Here is an 18,188-nt window from a genome sequence, read left to right as displayed (position 1 = left end):
GCAGCGCGGTGAAAGGCGCACGCCTTGCCGGCGAAAGGAAAGCCACGGGCGAGGCGGACAGGTATGGATCTGCTGAAGGTGGCCATCGCAGAAATGTTGCGGCCAGTCCGGATGGGGCCCTGTGAGCGGCAACGCCATTGAATTTGCCGCGGCCCTGCGCGACACAGAGACATGAGCGATCGGGATCACAGGGTATTGCGGGGCGACAGCGGCGTTTTGCTGCGGGTCGGCAATGGCACGGCCATCGGTTACGATGACACCGGCCTGATCCTGCGCCTTTCGGACAAGGTGGTGGATGACCTGCGCGACCGCCTGTCGCTGGCCCCCGGAAATGGTGCCGGTGCGGGCTGGATCGACCCGGCGGTGGTGGGCGATATCGACGCCTGGAACGTCACCCGAAACGGATCTTGGTATCATTTCGATGCGCAATTGCCCGGATACCCCCATCCGCGCCGCTTTCGCCGCCCCGTGGCAGGGGGGCATGTGGTGGCCGATGTGGCGGGGCCGCTTCTGGCGGTGCTGTCGATCGGCGGCGCGCGGCGGGCGCGGGCGCTGCCGGGGCGTGCGGCCATGGCGGCCCATGTTCTCTGCCCGGCCGATGATCTGGGGGCGGTGGGCCTGGCCGGGGTGGAACTGGCGCAGCCCACGGCGGGGCTGGAACAGGCGCGCGAGGTCACGCTGGATACCCTGGTTGCCGATGCCCTTCTGGCGGTGCGCCGGGCGCAGGGGCGCGCGCTGCCGCTGATCCTGGCCCGTGCGGAGACCGATGCCAGCACCAGCGCGGCCGCCCTTGCCGAAGGCGCGGCCATGGCGAACCTGGAACAGACCATCGACAACACCGTGGCCGCCGCTGCGGCCCTGGGCGTGGCGCCGCGCATCGCCACCGTGGCCATCGATTACGGGGCCGAGGACGTGATCAGCGATGTTGCCTCCCATATCGCGGGCATCCGCGCGGTCATGGCGCGGATATCGGCCAAGGTTGCTTCGCTGGGCCTGCACGAACCGGTCTTTGTCATGCGGGCCGATGAAACCGGCACAAGGGTGCGCGAACACTGGGAACTTTCGGTCTTTCCCGGCGATCACCGGCTGATCTTCTCGGCGCCGGGCTATGCCTTTGCCTTCGACGACACCCATCGCCCCACGGCCGAGGCGATGCAGGCCATGGCCCGCGCCGAGGCCCAGGCCATCGACGCGGCGCTGTCGCGCGAGGCCTGGCATTGCCCGCGCCTGTTGCTGGCCGAAACCGAGGCGCCGGGGCGGGTGCGCGTCGTGAGTGATGCGCTCAATCCCCTGGTGCTTGATCCGCTGACCCTGGGCGCGGGCGGGGACCATGGTTTTTCGCTGGAAACCGGCGAAGGCCGGGCCAAAATCACCGGCGTTTCCCTGGCAGACGATGACGACCGCGCGCTGATCCTTGCCCACGATGGCGCTGCGCGGGTGCAGAAGTTGCACTATGCCGTGGGGCGGGCCGGGGGGCTGTGCGACATGCCGGGCCGCTGGGCCTTGCCCGCGATCCTGCCGGTGGGCCAATGCTGAGCGTCGAGGGCCATCTGCCGCCGGGCGCCCTTCTTGATGCGCAAGCCCGGCCCCTGACGGCGGCCATGGCGGATATGGGCGCGCTCTGGTTCAGTTTCGATTCCGCGCTGGCGGATCTTGAGGGCGATGTGATCACCGGGCTGCACAGCCGTACCGGCACGGCCCATGCCCGCCCGACCGAGGCCAACACCGGCAACGGCCGCCTGCTGCGCCATCGCGGGGCCGAGGTGCTGTCGACCCAGCCGCGTGTCAATTGCGGTTTCGTGCTGAGCGAGAGGGTGGAATGCGCGACGATCGGGGTGGCCTGCGTGTTCGACGCCCCCGGCGGCAAGGGTGAAACCCTGTGGTGCGTCGATGCCCGCAAGGGCGACAGCGGTGTGGTTCTGACGGAAGAGGGCGGCGCGTTGCGCTTGGGCGACCGGCGGGGCGAAGATGTGCTGACCCGCCCCCTGCGCCCGGGCGGCGGGATGCAACTGGCCTTTGCCACCGTCACGCCGGATACCCTGTCGCTGATGGTCGAGGAACAGCCGCCCGCCACAGGCCGCTTCGAGGGCAGCTTTGCGCCCGGCCCCTGTGACGTTTACCTGGCTTGTCGGCGCGGCCGGCAGGGCCTGCTGAACACTCTGGGCGATCTGCGCCTGGCGGATGTGCTGCTGTTCCCCGACCGCGATATCTGTGCGCCCGACGCGCGGGGGCTGCGCGACCGGCTGCGCGCCTATGTCGATGAGGTGTTTCATGGGGTTTGACCGCGCTTCGGTGGCAAACGACAACATCGTCGTGATCTGGATCGACGATCTGATCGACGTCTTTACCTGGCGCACGGCCTATGGGGTGGAAATCAAGACACCCAACCTTGACGCGCTGCTGGGGCAGGGGGTGCGGTTTTCCAACGCCTATGCCACCGTGCCGCTTTGCGCCCCCTGCCGGGCCGAGCTGACCACCGGGCTGTCGCCCTTCCGCACCGGGCTGGTCGATCTGAACCGGCTGTGGCGCGACGTGCTGCCCCCGACCGAGGCCTGGCAATATGATCTCCGCCGCGCCGGATGGCGCACGTTCACCACCGGCAAGACCGACGGCAATTACAACCCGATGCCCGAAGACTACCGCCGGGTGCTGTTCCACCACGACGCCAAGGCGCAGGCCTATGGGAAGCGGACGGGGCATCGGGTGTATCTGGAAAAGGGGCCGGGCGTGCGCAGCTTCAACGCGCCCGACGACGACGGCAGCCTCGATCACAAGCTTTACGATTACTGGGTGGCGCAGAACGCCATCGACCATCTAGGCACGCTGGACCCGGACCAGCGGCACCTGATCCAGCTTGGGTTCAAGCATCCCCATTACGATCTGGTCTGCCCCGACCGGTTTTACCAGATGTACGATGTCGACAAGATCCACTGGCCCCGCATCGCCGCCCCCGAGGATTTCACCGGTCCGCAGGAGGGCATGGCCACCTATGAGAACGCCTATATCGTCACCGGTCAATTCACCCCGGAAAAGGCCGGGCCGGAGGCGTGGAAAGAGGTGGTGCGCGGCTATTTCGCGGCCTGTTCGCATATGGACCATGAATTGGGCCGGTTCCTCGACGCGCTGCGCACCTCGTCCATTGCCGACAACACCACGGTTGTTCTTCTGTCCGACAACGGTTTCAACCTCGGCACCCACGACAGTTTCCACAAGATGAGCCAGTGGGACAGCGCCGCGCACGTCCCCCTCGGCCTCTGGTCGCCGCGCATGGCGGGGGGCCGGGTGATCGACCTGCCGGTGTCGCTGCACAACCTGCCGAAAACCATCCTTGATCTGGCGGGCCTGCCTGCGCGCGGGCACTGGACCTCGGGGCAGAGCCTGTTGCCGCTGATCGACGTCAGCTTCGGCAGTTTCGACGAGAGCAAGTCGCCGATCACCTGCGTCTTCGGCACGCTGTCGGTGCGTCCCTCGGTGCCGGATCTCAGCCATTTGCGGTACTTCCGCTATCCCAACGGCGAGGAACACGTTTACGACGTGGTGAACGACCCCGGTGAAACGGCGAACATCGCGCAAAGCTCCCCCTTGGATCGCCTGCGAGACGAACTGATCCGCGGCGCGCTGGACCTTGGGCTGGACCTGCGCGGGCTTGCCGACCCGGCGCAGGGCGTCAACGCCATGATGGCGGTGGATGGCACCGTCGTGATGCAGGGCGGGGTGCGCGACAACGATTACTGGGCTTACGGGGCGGATGCCGAGAAGATCTCTGAGGCGGCCGACGGCGGCCACGATACCCTGTGGTACATGGGCGGGCCGGACGATTATGTGCTGCGCCTGCCGCCCCATGTCGAGGCGGTGCGCATCGCCACCGTGCAATCGCGGCTGGAATCCGACACCACCACGCAAAAGACCGTGCGCATCGTCGCCCACCCCGAAAGCCCGATCCATTTTGAAACCTCCGAACGGGTGACGGTGGAACTGGTGGGCAGCGACGGCGACGACGTGATGATCGGCCCGAAATACGATGGCGCGACCTTCCATGGCGGCGCGGGCAACGACCGGCTGATCGCGCGGTCGGGGCGGGGCAAGTCGGTGCATCTGTTCCATGGTGGCGCGGGCGACGATTACCTTCAGGGCGGGCAGGGCAAGGACGTTCTGGATGGCGGCTCGGGCGACGACACCATCGTCGGCGGCGATGGCAAGGCCACGCTGATCGGCGGGCATGGCAATGACGACATCACGGCGGGCGAGGGCGATTGCCAGATCCACACCGGGCCGGGGCGCAACCGCGTCACCTCGCGCGGGGGGAACGACACGATCCACGTGGGCAGCGGTGAAAACGACCTGACCGGCGGGCCGGGCGCCACCACCTATCGCGTGGCCTACGGCGGCGTGGTGCGCATCCACGATTTCGGCCCGCAGGACCGGATCGAACTGATCGGCTGGCCCGCCCACCCCGATCCGCGCCGCGTGGGCGGCGATCTTCGGTTGGCCGTGGGGCTGTCGGCCATCACGCTGATCGGCTGTGACGAATGCGCCACCGGGCAGATCGTTTCGGGCGGCTAGGCGCCGGACGGGGCAGAAGGCCGCGACCCTGCGACCCGCGCGCGCCCAGATCGCCGTCGCCCTGTCAGGCCGAACTGAAGCGGCAGAAAAGGACAGCCACAGCCGGTTGCAGTGACCGCCGATCCCCTCCAAATACACCTTGAACGGGAACTTCCCGCAATGTCGGGTATTCGACTACCATGATGAAGGGATGATTCCATGACGATACCCGCATCAGCCGCGGGCGACGATGCGGCCGAAAGCAAGAAAGAAGGCGGCCCTGCGGCATCGGAGGGTGCGGCCCCGCTGCGGCCCGTGCGCCACATCGTCGAGCAGCTTGACGCGCTCAGCGACAGTGAAAAGATCTCGGTGCGCGAGATCATCCAGAACTTCGGCCGCACGTCGTTTCTCCCCATGTTGCTGGTGCCTGCACTGATGCTGGTGTCGCCGCTTAGCGGGATTCCCCTGTTCTCCACCTTCTGCGGACTCTGGATCGTTGCCGTGGCGCTGCAACGCCTGGCGCGGCGGGAACGGCTGTGGTTGCCGGGCCTGATCACCCGGCGCGAGGTCAGCGGGGCGGCATTGCACAGGGCGGCGGGGCGGTTGCGCTGGGTGGCCGATTGGCTTGACCGCAACTCGCGCCCCCGGCTGCGGGTTCTGGTGACGCCGCCGCTCAGCCTGCTGGCCTATTTCATGTGTGCGGTGGCGGGGCTGGTCATTCCCTTCCTCGAACTGGTGCCCTTTTCATCGTCGATCCTGGGGCTGCTGGTGGCGCTGGTGGCGGTCGGGCTGCTGGTGCGCGATGGTGTCTACCTGATCGTGGCCGTGGGGGTGGGGGCGGTCGCGGCCAGCATCCCGGCCTTCCTTGTCAGCCAGGTGGTGAACTAGCCCCGATTCGGAACGCTTGCCGCAAGGCGCCTTGCAGGCTACGCTGCGACGCAGCAACGCAAGGAGTGCCAGAGCATGGCCGGAAAAGTCATTACAGTCGCCCAGCAAAAGGGCGGCGCGGGCAAGACGACCATCGCGGCGAACCTTGCTGTCGGGCTGACGCGGGCGGGGGCCTCGGTCGCGCTGCTGGACACCGACCCGCAGGGATCGCTGGGGCGGTGGTTCATGGCGCGGCGTGATGACGGCATCGAAGACATGGAGTTTTCCACGGCCAGCGCCTGGGGCGTGGGGTACGAATGCGACAAGCTGAAGAAGGCCAATGACTTCGTCATCCTCGACACCCCGCCGAAGGTGGATGCCGATCTGCGCCCCGCCCTGCGGATCAGTGATCTGGTGATCGTGCCGGTGGCGACAAGCCAGGTGGATGTCTGGGCGGTGGAATCGGTGCTGGACCTGGTCGAGCGCGAGAACCGCGACGCGCTGGTGGTTTTGAACCGGTTCAAGGCGGGCACCCGCGTGGGTCAGGACGTGGCAGCGGCCATCGCGGCGCTGGACGTCACGCTGGCCGAAACGACGCTGGGCAACCGGGTGGTCTATGCCGAAACGCTGGGCCTTGGGCGCGGCGTGCAGGAGCGCGGGCGCGGCGCCGCCCAGGACGAGGTCGATCGTCTCGTGGCCGAGATCCGCCGCAAGCTGGGCTGAGCGGCGGCAACGAAAAAGGGCGCGCAGGATGTTGCGCGCCCTTCGAAATCTCTATCTCCGGTCGAACTCAGGCCAGTGCCAGGTTCACGGCGCTTTCACGACCATCGCGGCCGGCTTCGATGTCGAAGGTGACTTTCTGGTCGTCACGCAGCCCGGTCAGGCCCGAACGCTCGACAGCGGAAATGTGGACGAAGATGTCCTTGCCGCCGGTATCGGGGGCGATGAAGCCATAGCCCTTGGTGGTGTTGAACCATTTCACGGTGCCACTTGCCATACCGTGTTCTCCTTTAGCTTTCAGGTGCTGTTCGCGTAAGTGCAACAGCCTGGCTAAGTCAGTGCTGGATCGAATGCGCTGTAGCCGTGGTGGAAAGCAGGCAGGGGTCGATATAGGTGACGTCGCAACCCCATTTTATGGCATTTTTCGGTCTTGGGGTAAAGATGTTTTCGCAGGCGACCGGATGCGGCCTATCGTCCCTGGCCAGATCGGGGCGCCCCGGACAGCAAAAAACCGGCCCTGGGGCCGGTTTGATGTATCTTTGGTGGCAGGGGCGGGCCCTGCCGGGCGGGCGATCAGGCCAGCGCCAGGTTCACGGCGCTTTCGCGTCCGTCACGGCCGGCTTCGATGTCGAAGGTGACCTTCTGGTTGTCGGCCAGGCCGGTCAGGCCCGAGCGCTCAACTGCCGAAATATGGACGAAAACGTCCTTGCTGCCGCCTTCGGGCTCGATAAAGCCGAAACCCTTGGTTGCGTTGAACCATTTCACGGTGCCATTGGCCATCGTGTGTACTCCTGTCTTTGCCACCCGCAACATGCGGTGGCCCGGCTTAGTCAGTGCAAAATCGAAGACTGTAGCCGTTAGTGCGGAGAACAGTGGCCGAAAGAGAAAGAACGTTCGCACCTCGCATATGGGGCCTTGCGGACTCAATTGCAATCCTTATCCGCAAATGCCGCCCACAAGGCCCGTTTTTGCTGGGTTATTGCCCCGACTGGTACAGCGGAACGGTGGAAATGGCCATCTTGGCCGAACCGTCCTGCACTTCGCGGGCGTGTGAGATGTAGATCAGCGTCTGATTCTCTTCGTCGAAGATGCGTTTCACCTGAAGCGACTTCCACACGACCGAACGACGCTCGGAGAAAACCGATTCGCCTTCGTCGTCGCGGTTGATGTCGCCAATCTCGATCGGGCCGGTCTGGCGGCACGAGATGGAGGAGTTCGAGGGATCCTCGAACCAGTTGCCCTTTTGCAGCCGGTCGATCAGCCCACGGTCGAAATAGGCGACGTGGCAGGTGACACCCTTCACCTTGGGGTCGGCGAAGGCTTCGATTGTAATGTCATTGCCCAGCCAGTCGACATCGACATTGCCGACAACCTCGGCGTGAAGGGGCAGGGCGAAAAACAGGGCAGGCAGAAGGGCAAAGCGCATGAAGAACTCCTTTTGTGGGCGGTGCTGCAACGCGGCGAGAACGAAAAAGGTTCCCGTTTTCCTGTCTGCCGGCGTGGAGAGGGGGCAACAAGCCAAAACCGCCGCGAAATTGCGGCGGTTTGGAAGGCTCTCTCACATGCACAAGTGTTGAGGATATACCTGGTGTTGAGGTGCTGCGGACTGGCCTTGATCTATCCATAGCACATTTTTCCCGAGTCGGGAACGGGATTGTGACCCGACCCGGGAAAGGCGATGCCTCAGCGGACGAACTTCTTGAACTTCACGCGCTTGGGCTCCAGGGCGTCGGCGCCCAGGCGGCGCTTCTTGTCTTCCTCGTAATCTTCGAAGTTGCCTTCGAACCACTCGACGTGGGCGTCGCCCTCGAAGGCCAGGATGTGGGTGCAGATCCGGTCAAGGAAGAAGCGGTCGTGCGAGATGACCACGGCGCAACCGGCGAAATCGACAAGGGCGTCTTCCAGCGCGCGCAGGGTTTCCACGTCAAGATCGTTGGTCGGTTCGTCAAGCAGCAGGACGTTGCCGCCCGATTTCAGCAGCTTGGCCATGTGCACCCGGTTGCGTTCACCGCCCGACAGCATCCCGACCTTCTTTTGTTGATCGCCGCCCTTGAAGTTGAAGGCACTGCAATAGGCGCGGCTGTTCATCTGCGCATCGCCCAGTTGGATGATCTCGGCGCCGCCGGTGATTTCCTCCCAGACTGTCACGTTCGGGTCCAGCGCATCGCGCGACTGGTCGACATAGGACAGATCGACGGTATCGCCGTATTCAACTGTGCCGGCGTCGGGTTTTTCCTGCCCTGTCAGCACCTTGAACAGGGTCGACTTACCGGCTCCGTTCGGCCCGATCACGCCCACGATGCCACCCGGGGGCAGCGCGAAGGACAGATCCTCGACCAAGAGCTTGTCGCCCATGGCCTTGCTCAGGCCCTCGACCTCGATCACCTTGTTGCCCAGGCGCTGGCCGTTGGGAATGATGATCTGGGCGCGGCTCAGCTTGTCACGCTCGGACTGGGAGGCGAGTTCGTTGTAGGCGCTGATACGGGCCTTGGATTTCGCCTGACGCGCCTTGGCGCCCTGGCGCATCCATTCCAACTCGCGCTCCAGGGTCTTCTGGCGCGATTTGTCCTCTTTCGCCTCCTGCTCCAGCCGCTTGGCCTTTTGCTCCAGCCACGAGGAATAGTTGCCCTCGTAGGGGATGCCGCGGCCCCGGTCGAGTTCGAGGATCCAGCCGGTGATGTCGTCGAGGAAATACCGGTCGTGGGTCACGATCAGGATCGTGCCCTTGTAGTCGATCAGGTGGTTCTGAAGCCAGGCGATGGTTTCGGCGTCAAGGTGGTTGGTCGGTTCGTCGAGAAGCAGCATGTCTGGCGCTTCCAGCAGCAGCTTGCACAGCGCCACGCGCCGCGCCTCACCGCCCGAAAGGCTGGCGACCGAGGCGTCATCGGGCGGGCAGCGCAGGGCCTCCATGCTGACGTCGATCTGGGCGTCGAGATCCCAGAGGTTCTGGGCGTCGATCTCGTCCTGCAGCTTGGCCATCTCGTCGGCCGTCTCGTCCGAGTAGTTCATCGCCAGTTCGTTGTAGCGTTCGAGGATCGCCTTCTTCTCGGCAACGCCCAGCATGACGTTCTCGCGCACGGTCAGCGACTCGTCCAGCTTGGGTTCCTGCGGAAGATAGCCGACCTTGGCGCCCTCGGCGGCCCAGGCCTCGCCGGTGAATTCCTTGTCCATTCCGGCCATGATCTTCATCAGGGTGGATTTACCCGCGCCGTTCGGGCCGACGACGCCGATCTTGACGCCGGGCAGGAAGGACAGGCGGATGTTCTCGAAAAGCTTCTTTCCGCCGGGATAGGATTTGCTCACGCCGTCCATGTGATAGACGTATTGGTAGGCTGCCATGGGGGTGCTCCGCTGATGGGGTTTCGGCGTGGTTTACTTGGTCCGGAGAGCAGGGGCAATCAGATGGTTGGTTTGGGTGAGATGATGGCGCGCCATGCGCGGGCAGGGCGGGTGGAATGGATCGGGCTGCGCGCCGAACGCCGCGCCCCGGTGCAGGTGACGGATCGGGCCGAGTTGCGCGAGGATGGCTTGGTGGGCGATCACGGGCGTCCGGGCAAACGGGCGGTCACGCTGATCCAGGCCGAACACCTGCCGGTGATCGCCGACCTTTTGGGCCGCTCGGTCACGCCCGAGGAGCTGCGCCGCAACATCGTGGTGTCGGGGGTGAACCTGGCCGCCTTTCGCAAGGGGGAAATGCGCATCGGATCGGCGGTGGTCCTGGTCGAGGGGCCATGCCCGCCCTGTTCGCGCATGGAGGAGATCCTGGGCTTCGGCGGCTATTCCGCCGTCCGGGGCCATGGCGGCTACTACGCCAGCGTGGTCACGCCGGGCTGGGTTGAAGTGGGCGACGTGGTGGGCGCACCCTGAGAGGGGGCGGTGCAGGCCCGGGCCCCAGGCGGTGGCGGTTCATACCCCCTCGGCCGGCATCGCGACGCTTGCCCGGTTCGGCGTATTGACCTAGCGTCATGCATCGCTCCGATTTTGGAGCCGAGCGCACAGGGCATCAACATGAACCCGAATGAAATTTCCGACCGCCTGAACGTGAAGAGCGCCCCGTTCACAGGTGTCTACGAGAAGCGGCAGATGAGGGCCCCGTACCTGAATTGCTGGTTCAATACCGAGGACGATGTTCTTTTCCCCCATGTCAGCATCGATCTTTCCCCGTCGCACACCGTCTGGAAGGATTTTCACGTCACCTTTCCGATCCAGAAGCTGAACGGCTTTGAGCAGACCATCGAGAACCTGTCTTTTTCCATGTACTACGAAATTCGCGGCGGTACGGTTGCGCTGGTCCGGCGCACCAGTACCCAATCGCTGAGGCGCGCCGACAACGGGGACATGTCGCTGGACGAGATGACGGAAGAGAGCAAGGTCTTTGCGCTGCGTTTCGTATGGGTGGCGATGACCACGCTGACCTGAGGGTTGTTGCCCTATAGGATCTCGTCCTCGTCGAACATCGGGTCGGCCTCCAGGTCGGCGGCCAGGCGCTCCATCCGCTTGAGCGGGTCGATGGGGGTGGCCGCGATGTGATAACAGGCGTCGCCTTCGTTGATGACGGGCATCATGGCCCGGCCCAGGATGATCCCCGAGGCGGTTGCCGCAATTTCATGCTCGGTTTCGCCGAAGGGGTCGCTGACGATGGCCAGAAGGGTGCCGGGATCGACGCCTTCGCCCACCTCCTTGAAACAGCGCAACAGCCCGCCGGCGGGCGCGCGCGTCCAGCTTGAGGAGGCCGCCTGAATCGGGGCGGCGCGGCGCTTGGGCAGCCCCTTGGCGCCGATCATCCCCATGTGATGCATCACCCGCAGTATGCCCGAACTGCCGACCCGGGCCGACATTTCATCGAACCGCAGCGCCTCGCCCGCCTCGTATAGCAGGATATCGCAGCCGTGGGCGCGGGCGGCGGCGCGCAGGCTGCCCTCGCGCAGCTTGGCGCGCACGATGACCGGGGCGCCGAAGGCCTCGGCGCGTTCCAGGGTTTCGTCGTTGCTGGCCGAAACGCGGATCTGCGGCATGTTGGTGCGGTGAATCGCGGCCGAATGCAGGTCGATCCCGAAATCGGCGCGGGCCACGATCTCGGTCATGAAGAGATGGGCCAGCCGCCCGGCCAGCGATCCCGTGGGCGAGCCGGGAAAAACCCGGTTCAGATCGCGCCGGTCAGGCATGTAGCGGGAGTTGTTGAGGAATCCGAAGGTGTTGACGATGGGCACCACCAGCAGCGTGCCCGCCATCCGGTCAAGCTGGGGCGCGCGCAGAAGGCGGCGGGCGATCTCAACGCCGATCACCTCGTCCCCGTGCACGGCTGCCGACACGAACAGCACCGGGCCGGGCCTTTTGCCGTGGATCACCTGCACCGACATGGTGACGGGCGTATGATCCGACAGCACCGAAACGGGCAGTTCGACCGTCCGCCGTTCGCCGGCGGCAACCACTGTGCCGCCGATCTCAAACCCCGGTCGTGGCATCAGCCCTTCCCGACCGTCTTTGTCTTGCCGGGCTTGGCGTTCTTTTCGATGAAATCGATGATCTTGCCCGCGATGTCGATTCCGGTTGCCTTTTCAACGCCTTCCAGGCCGGGGGAGGAGTTGACCTCCATCACCACCGGGCCGTGGTTGGCGCGCAGCATGTCGACGCCGCAGACGTTCAGCCCCATGGATTTGGCGGCCCGCACGGCGGTGGCGCGTTCCTCGGGCGACAGCTTGATCACCTGCGCCGAGCCGCCCCGGTGCAGGTTCGAGCGGAATTCGCCCTCGGCGCCCGTCCGCTTCATGGCCGCGACAACCTTGCCGCCGATCACGAGGGCGCGGATGTCGGTTCCGCCGGCCTCCTTGATGAACTCCTGGATCAGGATGTTGGTGTTGGTGGCGCGGAAAGCCTCGATCACCGATTTCGCGCTGCGGTCGGTATCGGCCAGCACCACGCCAAGGCCCTGCGTGCCTTCCAGCAGCTTGATCACCAGCGGCGCGCCGCCGGCCAGTTTCAGCACCTCTTCGGTCTGCTTGGGGTCGTGGGCAAAGGTGGTTACCGGCATCCCGATCCCGTCGCGCGCCATGAGCTGCATGCTGCGCAGCTTGTCGCGCGACCGCCCGATCGCCACGGATTCGTTCAGCGGAAAGACGCCCTGCATCTCGAACTGGCGCAGCACCGCAAGGCCATAGAAGGTGACCGAGGCACCGATGCGCGGGATCACCGCGTCGTATTTCGGCAGCTGCTTGCCGTTGTAATAGACATCGGGGCGGCGCGCGGCGATGTTCATGTAGCATCCCAGCGTCTTGATGATGTCGAACTCGTGCCCCCGGGCCTCGGCCACATCTTTCAGCCGTTGATGAGAATAGAGGTTTGCATTCTGGGCCATCATGGCAATTTTCATGGGTCTCTCCAATCTCATCAGAACTGTTTACCACCCCGCATGGCCGCAAGAGGGCCACAGGGACGCCCACCTTGAAGCGTTGGCGGGGGATTTGCCAAGCCCTTTTCTGCGCTGCCCGCCGTTTGACACGCCGCCGACTTGGCCTGAAAAGGGTGCTTGAACCTGAAAGAGGCAACCAGATGACCTATCGCCCCGATCCCGACCGTTACGATCGCATGACCTATCGTCGCTGCGGCGTGTCCGGCCTGAAACTGCCTGCCGTGTCCCTTGGGTTGTGGCACAATTTCGGTGAGGATACGCCCCACGAAACCAAGCGCGCCATCTGCCAGACGGCCTTTGACCATGGCATCACCCACTTCGACCTGGCCAACAACTATGGCCCGCCCCCGGGCAGCGCCGAAACCGCGTTCGGAGAGATCCTGCGCACCGATTTCGCCGGCTACCGCGATGAACTCGTCATTTCGTCGAAGGCGGGCTATCACATGTGGTCTGGCCCCTATGGCGAATGGGGATCGCGCAAGAACCTGATCGCCTCGTGTGACCAGTCGCTCAGGCGCATGGGGCTGGATTACGTCGATATCTTCTATTCCCACCGCTTCGATCCAGATACGCCGCTTGAGGAAACCATGGGCGCGCTTGACAGCATCGTGCGCAGCGGCAAGGCGCTTTACGTCGGGATTTCCTCGTATAATTCGGAGTCTACCCGCAAGGCGGCGGCGATCCTGAAAGAGCTTGGCACGCCCTGCGTGATCCACCAGCCCAGCTACAACATCCTGAACCGCTGGGTCGAACACGACGGGTTGAAGGACACGCTGCAGGACCTGGGGATCGGGTCGATTGCTTTTACCCCGCTGGCGCAGGGCATGCTGACGAAGAAGTACCTTGGCGGCATCCCCGAGGGCAGCCGCGCCACCCAGGGCAAATCCCTGGCCCGCGAAAAGATCACCGACAGCGCGATCAAGAGCATCCGCAAGCTGAACGACATCGCCGAGGCGCGGGGCCAGACCCTGGCGCAGATGGCGATTGCCTGGGTGCTGCGCGGCGGCGGGATCACCACCGCGCTGATCGGGGCCAGCAAACCTTCGCAGGTTGTCGATTGCGCGGGTGCCGTGGGCAACCTGGAGTTCAGCGCCGAGGAACTGGCGCAGATCGACGCCGTGTCGCAGGAAGAGGACATCAACCTCTGGGCAAGGTCCAGCAATGGGGAATAACTGCGACCGGCCGATTGTTCGGTCTTGCCAGGGTTTGGCCGGGGGCTTCCGACGTGCGCCTTTCGGCACCCCGGGCGCCTTGGCATGATCGCGGGCCCCGGGTTTCCCCGGGCCGAAGCAGGGCAGGTGGTGGGCCTTCTGGGCGGGTCTTTCGATCCGGCCCATGAAGGCCACGCCCACATCACCCGCGAGGCGCTGAAGCGGTTCGGCCTTGACCAGGTGTGGTGGCTCGTCAGCCCCGGCAACCCGCTGAAATCGCGCGGGCCGGCCACCATGGAGCGCCGGTTGGCGGTGGCGCGGCAGGTGATGCGCCATCCGCGCGTGCAGACCACCGACCTCGAACAGCGGATCGGCACGCGCTATACGGCGCAGACGCTGGAACGGCTGATGGCGATGTATCCGGGGGTGAGGTTTGTCTGGCTGATGGGGGCCGACAGCCTGGCGGATTTCCACCGTTGGGACCGCTGGCAATGGATACTGTCGAACGTGCCGGTGGGGGTTCTGGCCCGCCCCGGTCAGCGGATTTCGGCGCGCATGTCGGTGGCCGCCGCGCGGTTCGAGAGGTATCGCCTGCGCGGGCGCGAGGCGCCACTTCTGGCGCGCCACCCCACGCCGGTCTGGTGTTTCGTGAACATCCCGATGAATCCGGCGTCCTCAAGCGCGATCCGGGCCAGCGGGCGCTGGCAGGCCTAGCGGCGGGGGTTGCAGGTGGCGCGCCAAACCCGTTAAATCGCCTTTACGGTGGCCCCTGCCAGGGCCGCTGGACGAAAGCCGCGCGGGGGGAAGCAAAGTGCGCCTGACACGAAGAACGCTACTTGGCGGCCTGCTTGCGGGCGCGGCCAGCCCCCTTCTGGCCGAGGCCCCGGCCACGTCGATCCGCCCGGCGCCACGGTCCCCGGATTTCTTCAAGGTCGCGGTCAAGGATGCCGCGGAACTGGTGCGGGAAGCGCGCCTTGGCGGCAAGGTCAGCTTTGTGGTCAGCGACGCGCGCACCGGGCGCATCCTGGAATCCCGTTCTCCGGTTCTGCCCCAGCCCCCCGCCAGCACCGCCAAGGCCCTGACCACGCTTTATGCCCTGGATGCGCTGGGGGCGGATCACCGGTTCACGACCCGCCTCGTGGCGACCGGCCCGGTCAGCGACGGGCGGATCGAGGGCGACCTGGTGCTGGTGGGCGGCGGCGATCCGACGCTGGACACCGATGCCCTGGCCGACATGGCGGCCGAGTTGAAGCAACTGGGCGTGCGCGAGATTTCCGGGGCCTTCCGCGTCTGGGATGGCGCCTTGCCGCGGCTGCGCCACATCGATGCCGAACAGCCCGATCATGTGGGGTACAACCCGGCGCTGGGTGGGCTGAACCTGAACTTCAACCGCGTTCATTTCGAATGGCGGCGCGAGGGGGGCGATTACCGTGTCAGCATGGATGCCCGGTCTGCCAGGTATCGCCCGGACGTGGCCATCGCGCGAATGAAGGTGATCGACCGCTCGGTCCCTGTCTATACCTATGCCGATGCAGAGGAACGTGACGACTGGACCGTGGCGCGCGGTGCCCTGGGAACGGGCGGGGCGCGGTGGCTTCCGGTGCGTCGGCCCGCGCTTTATGCGGGCGAGGTGTTCCAGACGCTGGCGCGCGCCCATGGCATCCAGCTGGGGCGCACGATTGCCCGTGCCGAAGGGGATGGCGGCACCACGCTTGTATCCCACGACAGCGCGCCGCTTGCGGATATCCTGCGCGACATGCTGAAATATTCCACCAACCTGACGGCCGAGGTCGTGGGGCTGAGCGCCAGCGCGCGGAAGGGCGCGCCGGTGAAGACCCTGGCGGAAAGCGCTGCGCGCATGGACGAATGGCTGGCGGTGCAGGCGGGGGGCGCGCAGATGCTTGACCATTCGGGCCTTGGCGGCGGATCGCGGATCAGCGCCAGCGCCATGGTGCGGGCGCTGATTTCGCAAGGCGCGGAGCCGGCCCTGCGCGGGCTGATGAAGACCTATCCGATGGAAGAGCGCCCCGAGGTGCAGGTGCAGGCCAAGACCGGAACGCTGAACTTCGTCTCGGCGCTGACCGGCTATATCGCGGCACCCGGGCATCCCGATCTGGCCTTCGCGATCTTCTGCGCCGATGCGCCGCGCCGCGAAGCCCTGAGCGAGGCGCAGATGGAACGCCCGGACGGCGGCGCCGCTTGGACGGTCCGCGCACGCCGGTTGCAATGGGCGCTGATCGACCGCTGGTCGACGGTCTACGCGGCCTGAGGGCGCAGGCCCGGCAGCGGCGTCAGAGCGTCAGGTGACGCGCCCGCGCCCCGCGTTCGATGGCGGCGGCATGCAGGCGGTCAAGGTCCAGCTCATACCGGATTTCCTCAAGCAGGCGCAGTTCGCCATCGGCGATATGGCCCTCGGCGGCGGCCACGTCGCAGGCCATGGCATAGGCCGTTTCGTAGAGTTTTTCGGGCAGGTTGTCGCGCACGAGGCCGAACAGGGCGTCCAGCCCGTCTTCCTCGCTGAAGAGGTCGAAGACCACTTCCGACACCTTGGCGATCCTGTCCTGGTCATAATCGGCAAAGACGGGGAGGTGGTTCACGATCCTCTCGATCGTGAGAAGTTCGGCGGTGTGAATCGTCTCGTCCGAGGCGCTGACCGCGATCATGACCGCCACAAGGCAATCGGGCGGCGTGAGGGAGTGGGGGATGTCTGTCACGGGGTGTCCTGTCCTTCATGTTGCGGTGCAGAATATTGACGCCACCGCTCTGGGGCAATAGGGAGTGGCGGTTGTCGGCCAACACTGGCCGGACGGCGGGATGGCCTGCCACGGGGGCGGTGCAAGGAGTGTTCGAGATGTCCAATCTGCGCGATGCGGCGATGAAATCAAAGGCCTGGCCTTTCGAAGAGGCACGCGCACTGCTCAAACGCTATGAGAAGGCGCCGCCGGAAAAGGGATATGTCCTGTTCGAAACCGGCTATGGGCCTTCGGGGTTGCCCCATATCGGTACCTTCGGCGAAGTGGCGCGCACGACGATGATCCGCCGCGCCTTCGAGGTGATTTCGGACATTCCAACGCGCCTGATCTGTTTTTCCGACGATCTGGACGGGATGCGGAAGGTGCCGGGCAATGTGCCCAACCCGGAAGCGTTGAAGGAGCATCTGCAAAAGCCGCTGACCTCGGTGCCCGATCCCTTCGGCACCCACGACAGTTTCGGCGATCACAACAACGCGATGCTGCGCCGGTTCCTCGACACCTTCGGGTTCGAGTACGAGTTCTATTCCGCCACCGAGTTCTATCGCTCGGGGCAGTTTGACGATGTGCTTCTGCGCGCCGCGCAACGCTATGATGACATCATGGCGGTGATGCTGAAATCCCTGCGCGAAGAGCGCCAGCAAAGCTATTCCTGCTTCCTGCCGATCCATCCCGAAACGGGCCGGGTTCTTTACGTCCCGATGAAGCATGTGGACGGCGCGAAGGGCGAGATCACCTTCGACGACGAGGACGGGCGCGAATGGACGTTGCCGGTGACGGGTGGCAACGTGAAACTTCAGTGGAAGCCCGATTTCGGCGCCCGCTGGGCCGCTCTGGACGTCGATTTCGAGATGTACGGCAAGGATCACAGCACCAACACCCCGATCTATGACCGCATTTGCGAGATTTTGGGCGGGCGCAAGCCAAACCATTTCACCTATGAGCTGTTCCTCGACGACAAGGGCGGCAAGATTTCCAAGTCGTCGGGCAACGGACTGAGCATCGATGAATGGCTGACCTATGCCAGCACGGAATCCCTGTCGTATTTCATGTACCAGAAGCCGAAGACGGCCAAGCGCATGTATTTCGATGTGATCCCCAAGGCGGTGGATGAATACCACCAGCAGTTGCGCGCCTATGCCGATCAGGACGCGGCGGGGCGGGCGAACAATCCGGTGTTCCACATCCACGGCGCGGATGTGCCCGAGTCGAACATGGTGGTGCCCTTCGCCATGCTGCTGAACCTGGCCAGTGTTTCGGCGGCCGAGGACAAGGACGCGCTTTGGGGCTTCATCCGGCGCTATGCCCCCGAGGCGACGCCGGAAACCCACACCGACCTTGACGCCGCTGCCGGTTTTGCGGTGCGGTATTACAACGACTTCGTGAAGCCCGAGAAGGTGTTCCGCCTGCCTGACGACCGCGAGCGCGCGGCGCTTGAGGATCTGGCGGCGCGGCTGCGGGTCTGGGATGGCGGGCTTGATGGGGATGCGCTGCAAAGCATGGTCTTCGCGGTGGGCAAGGACCATGGTTTTGAACCGCTGCGCGACTGGTTCAAGGCGCTCTACGAGGTTCTTCTGGGGGCATCGCAGGGGCCGCGCTTTGGCGGGTTCATCGCCCTTTACGGCATCGACGAATCCATCGCCCTGATCGAATCCGGCCTGCGCGGCGATCTGGCGAAATAGGGGCTGCACGATGCCCCTGGCCCCCGATGGGGCCGGGGGCCTTTCCCCTTCGATGGGCTATCGCAGA

Annotated in this window: 18 protein-coding genes; 11 read left to right on the top strand and 7 right to left on the bottom strand. The window is 65.1% G+C overall.

The window, feature by feature from the left end; genetic code table 11:
* The first annotated feature begins 171 nt into the window (after positions 1-171).
* The 5 genes from H7828_RS01235 to parA all read left to right on the top strand — a co-directional run bounded on the left by H7828_RS01235 (position 172) and on the right by parA (position 6,132).
* Complete coding sequence (locus H7828_RS01235; RefSeq protein ID WP_226779119.1) at positions 172-1,536, top strand: hypothetical protein; 1,365 nt, start codon at positions 172-174, stop codon at positions 1,534-1,536.
* Positions 1,530-2,282 (top strand): hypothetical protein, encoded by a 753-nt coding sequence (locus H7828_RS01230; RefSeq protein ID WP_226779118.1) that lies wholly within the window; start codon positions 1,530-1,532, stop codon positions 2,280-2,282. Before H7828_RS01235 ends, H7828_RS01230 begins: the two co-directional genes overlap by 7 nt.
* Positions 2,272-4,563: a sulfatase-like hydrolase/transferase gene (locus H7828_RS01225; protein ID WP_226779117.1), complete on the top strand. Its 2,292-nt coding sequence runs from the start codon at positions 2,272-2,274 to the stop codon at positions 4,561-4,563. The genes H7828_RS01230 and H7828_RS01225 overlap by 11 nt, the downstream gene beginning before the upstream one ends.
* A 198-nt stretch (positions 4,564-4,761) precedes the next feature.
* Positions 4,762-5,430, top strand: coding sequence for an exopolysaccharide biosynthesis protein (locus H7828_RS01220; protein ID WP_226779116.1), 669 nt, complete (start codon positions 4,762-4,764; stop codon positions 5,428-5,430).
* Between the two features lie 75 nt (positions 5,431-5,505).
* Positions 5,506-6,132: a ParA family partition ATPase gene (gene parA, locus H7828_RS01215; RefSeq protein ID WP_226779115.1), complete on the top strand. Its 627-nt coding sequence runs from the start codon at positions 5,506-5,508 to the stop codon at positions 6,130-6,132.
* Positions 6,133-6,199: 67 nt separating this feature from the next.
* Here parA and H7828_RS01210 read toward each other — a convergent pair whose 3' ends face one another.
* The 4 genes from H7828_RS01210 to ettA all read right to left on the bottom strand — a co-directional run bounded on the left by H7828_RS01210 (position 6,200) and on the right by ettA (position 9,468).
* Positions 6,200-6,406, bottom strand: coding sequence for a cold-shock protein (locus tag H7828_RS01210; protein ID WP_226779114.1), 207 nt, complete (start codon positions 6,404-6,406; stop codon positions 6,200-6,202).
* Between the two features lie 296 nt (positions 6,407-6,702).
* Complete coding sequence (locus H7828_RS01205) at positions 6,703-6,909, bottom strand: cold-shock protein (RefSeq protein WP_226779113.1); 207 nt, start codon at positions 6,907-6,909, stop codon at positions 6,703-6,705.
* A gap of 196 nt (positions 6,910-7,105) precedes the next feature.
* Entirely contained in the window at positions 7,106-7,555 is a 450-nt protein-coding gene (locus H7828_RS01200; protein WP_226779112.1) for a CreA family protein, read from the bottom strand.
* A gap of 257 nt (positions 7,556-7,812) precedes the next feature.
* Positions 7,813-9,468: an energy-dependent translational throttle protein EttA gene (gene ettA / locus H7828_RS01195; protein WP_226779111.1), complete on the bottom strand. Its 1,656-nt coding sequence runs from the start codon at positions 9,466-9,468 to the stop codon at positions 7,813-7,815.
* A 63-nt stretch (positions 9,469-9,531) separates the two neighbouring features.
* Here ettA and H7828_RS01190 point away from each other — a divergent pair, with 63 nt between their 5' ends.
* Together H7828_RS01190 and H7828_RS01185 are read left to right on the top strand one after the other, a co-directional pair.
* Positions 9,532-9,996: an MOSC domain-containing protein gene (locus H7828_RS01190; RefSeq protein WP_226779110.1), complete on the top strand. Its 465-nt coding sequence runs from the start codon at positions 9,532-9,534 to the stop codon at positions 9,994-9,996.
* Between the two features lie 141 nt (positions 9,997-10,137).
* The gene (locus H7828_RS01185) at positions 10,138-10,548 is read left to right on the top strand and encodes a hypothetical protein (RefSeq protein ID WP_226779109.1); all 411 of its coding nucleotides are present in this window, start codon (positions 10,138-10,140) and stop codon (positions 10,546-10,548) included.
* Between the two features lie 11 nt (positions 10,549-10,559).
* On the opposite strand, the gene H7828_RS01180 is transcribed toward H7828_RS01185, so the two are convergent.
* Both H7828_RS01180 and rimK read right to left on the bottom strand, forming a co-directional pair.
* Positions 10,560-11,594: a succinylglutamate desuccinylase/aspartoacylase family protein gene (locus H7828_RS01180; RefSeq protein ID WP_226779108.1), complete on the bottom strand. Its 1,035-nt coding sequence runs from the start codon at positions 11,592-11,594 to the stop codon at positions 10,560-10,562.
* Positions 11,594-12,499: a 30S ribosomal protein S6--L-glutamate ligase gene (gene rimK, locus H7828_RS01175; protein WP_226779107.1), complete on the bottom strand. Its 906-nt coding sequence runs from the start codon at positions 12,497-12,499 to the stop codon at positions 11,594-11,596. The genes H7828_RS01180 and rimK overlap by 1 nt, the downstream gene beginning before the upstream one ends.
* Positions 12,500-12,678: 179 nt before the next feature.
* On the opposite strand from rimK, the gene mgrA reads away from it, so the two are divergent.
* The 3 genes from mgrA to dacB all read left to right on the top strand — a co-directional run bounded on the left by mgrA (position 12,679) and on the right by dacB (position 15,958).
* Complete coding sequence (mgrA, locus tag H7828_RS01170) at positions 12,679-13,710, top strand: L-glyceraldehyde 3-phosphate reductase (RefSeq protein ID WP_226779106.1); 1,032 nt, start codon at positions 12,679-12,681, stop codon at positions 13,708-13,710.
* 84 nt (positions 13,711-13,794) lie between these two features.
* A complete protein-coding gene (locus H7828_RS01165) occupies positions 13,795-14,403 on the top strand; it encodes a nicotinate-nucleotide adenylyltransferase (protein ID WP_226779105.1) in 609 nt (202 codons plus the stop codon).
* A gap of 97 nt (positions 14,404-14,500) precedes the next feature.
* The gene (gene dacB, locus H7828_RS01160) at positions 14,501-15,958 is read left to right on the top strand and encodes a D-alanyl-D-alanine carboxypeptidase/D-alanyl-D-alanine endopeptidase (RefSeq protein WP_226779104.1); all 1,458 of its coding nucleotides are present in this window, start codon (positions 14,501-14,503) and stop codon (positions 15,956-15,958) included.
* 22 nt (positions 15,959-15,980) lie between these two features.
* On the opposite strand, the gene H7828_RS01155 is transcribed toward dacB, so the two are convergent.
* Positions 15,981-16,403, bottom strand: a complete 423-nt coding sequence (locus H7828_RS01155) for a tellurite resistance TerB family protein (RefSeq protein WP_226779103.1) — start codon at positions 16,401-16,403, stop codon at positions 15,981-15,983.
* Between the two features lie 137 nt (positions 16,404-16,540).
* Between H7828_RS01155 and H7828_RS01150 the strand changes: the two genes are divergently transcribed.
* On the top strand, positions 16,541-18,121 hold the full coding sequence (locus tag H7828_RS01150) for a lysine--tRNA ligase (RefSeq protein WP_226779102.1): 1,581 nt from the start codon (positions 16,541-16,543) through the stop codon (positions 18,119-18,121).
* Positions 18,122-18,188: the final 67 nt, after the last annotated feature.

It is taken from the genome of Oceaniglobus trochenteri (assembly GCF_020529025.1).
GTDB classification, from domain to species: domain Bacteria; phylum Pseudomonadota; class Alphaproteobacteria; order Rhodobacterales; family Rhodobacteraceae; genus Oceaniglobus; species Oceaniglobus trochenteri.
This window is presented reverse-complemented; position numbering and strand designations above follow the sequence as displayed.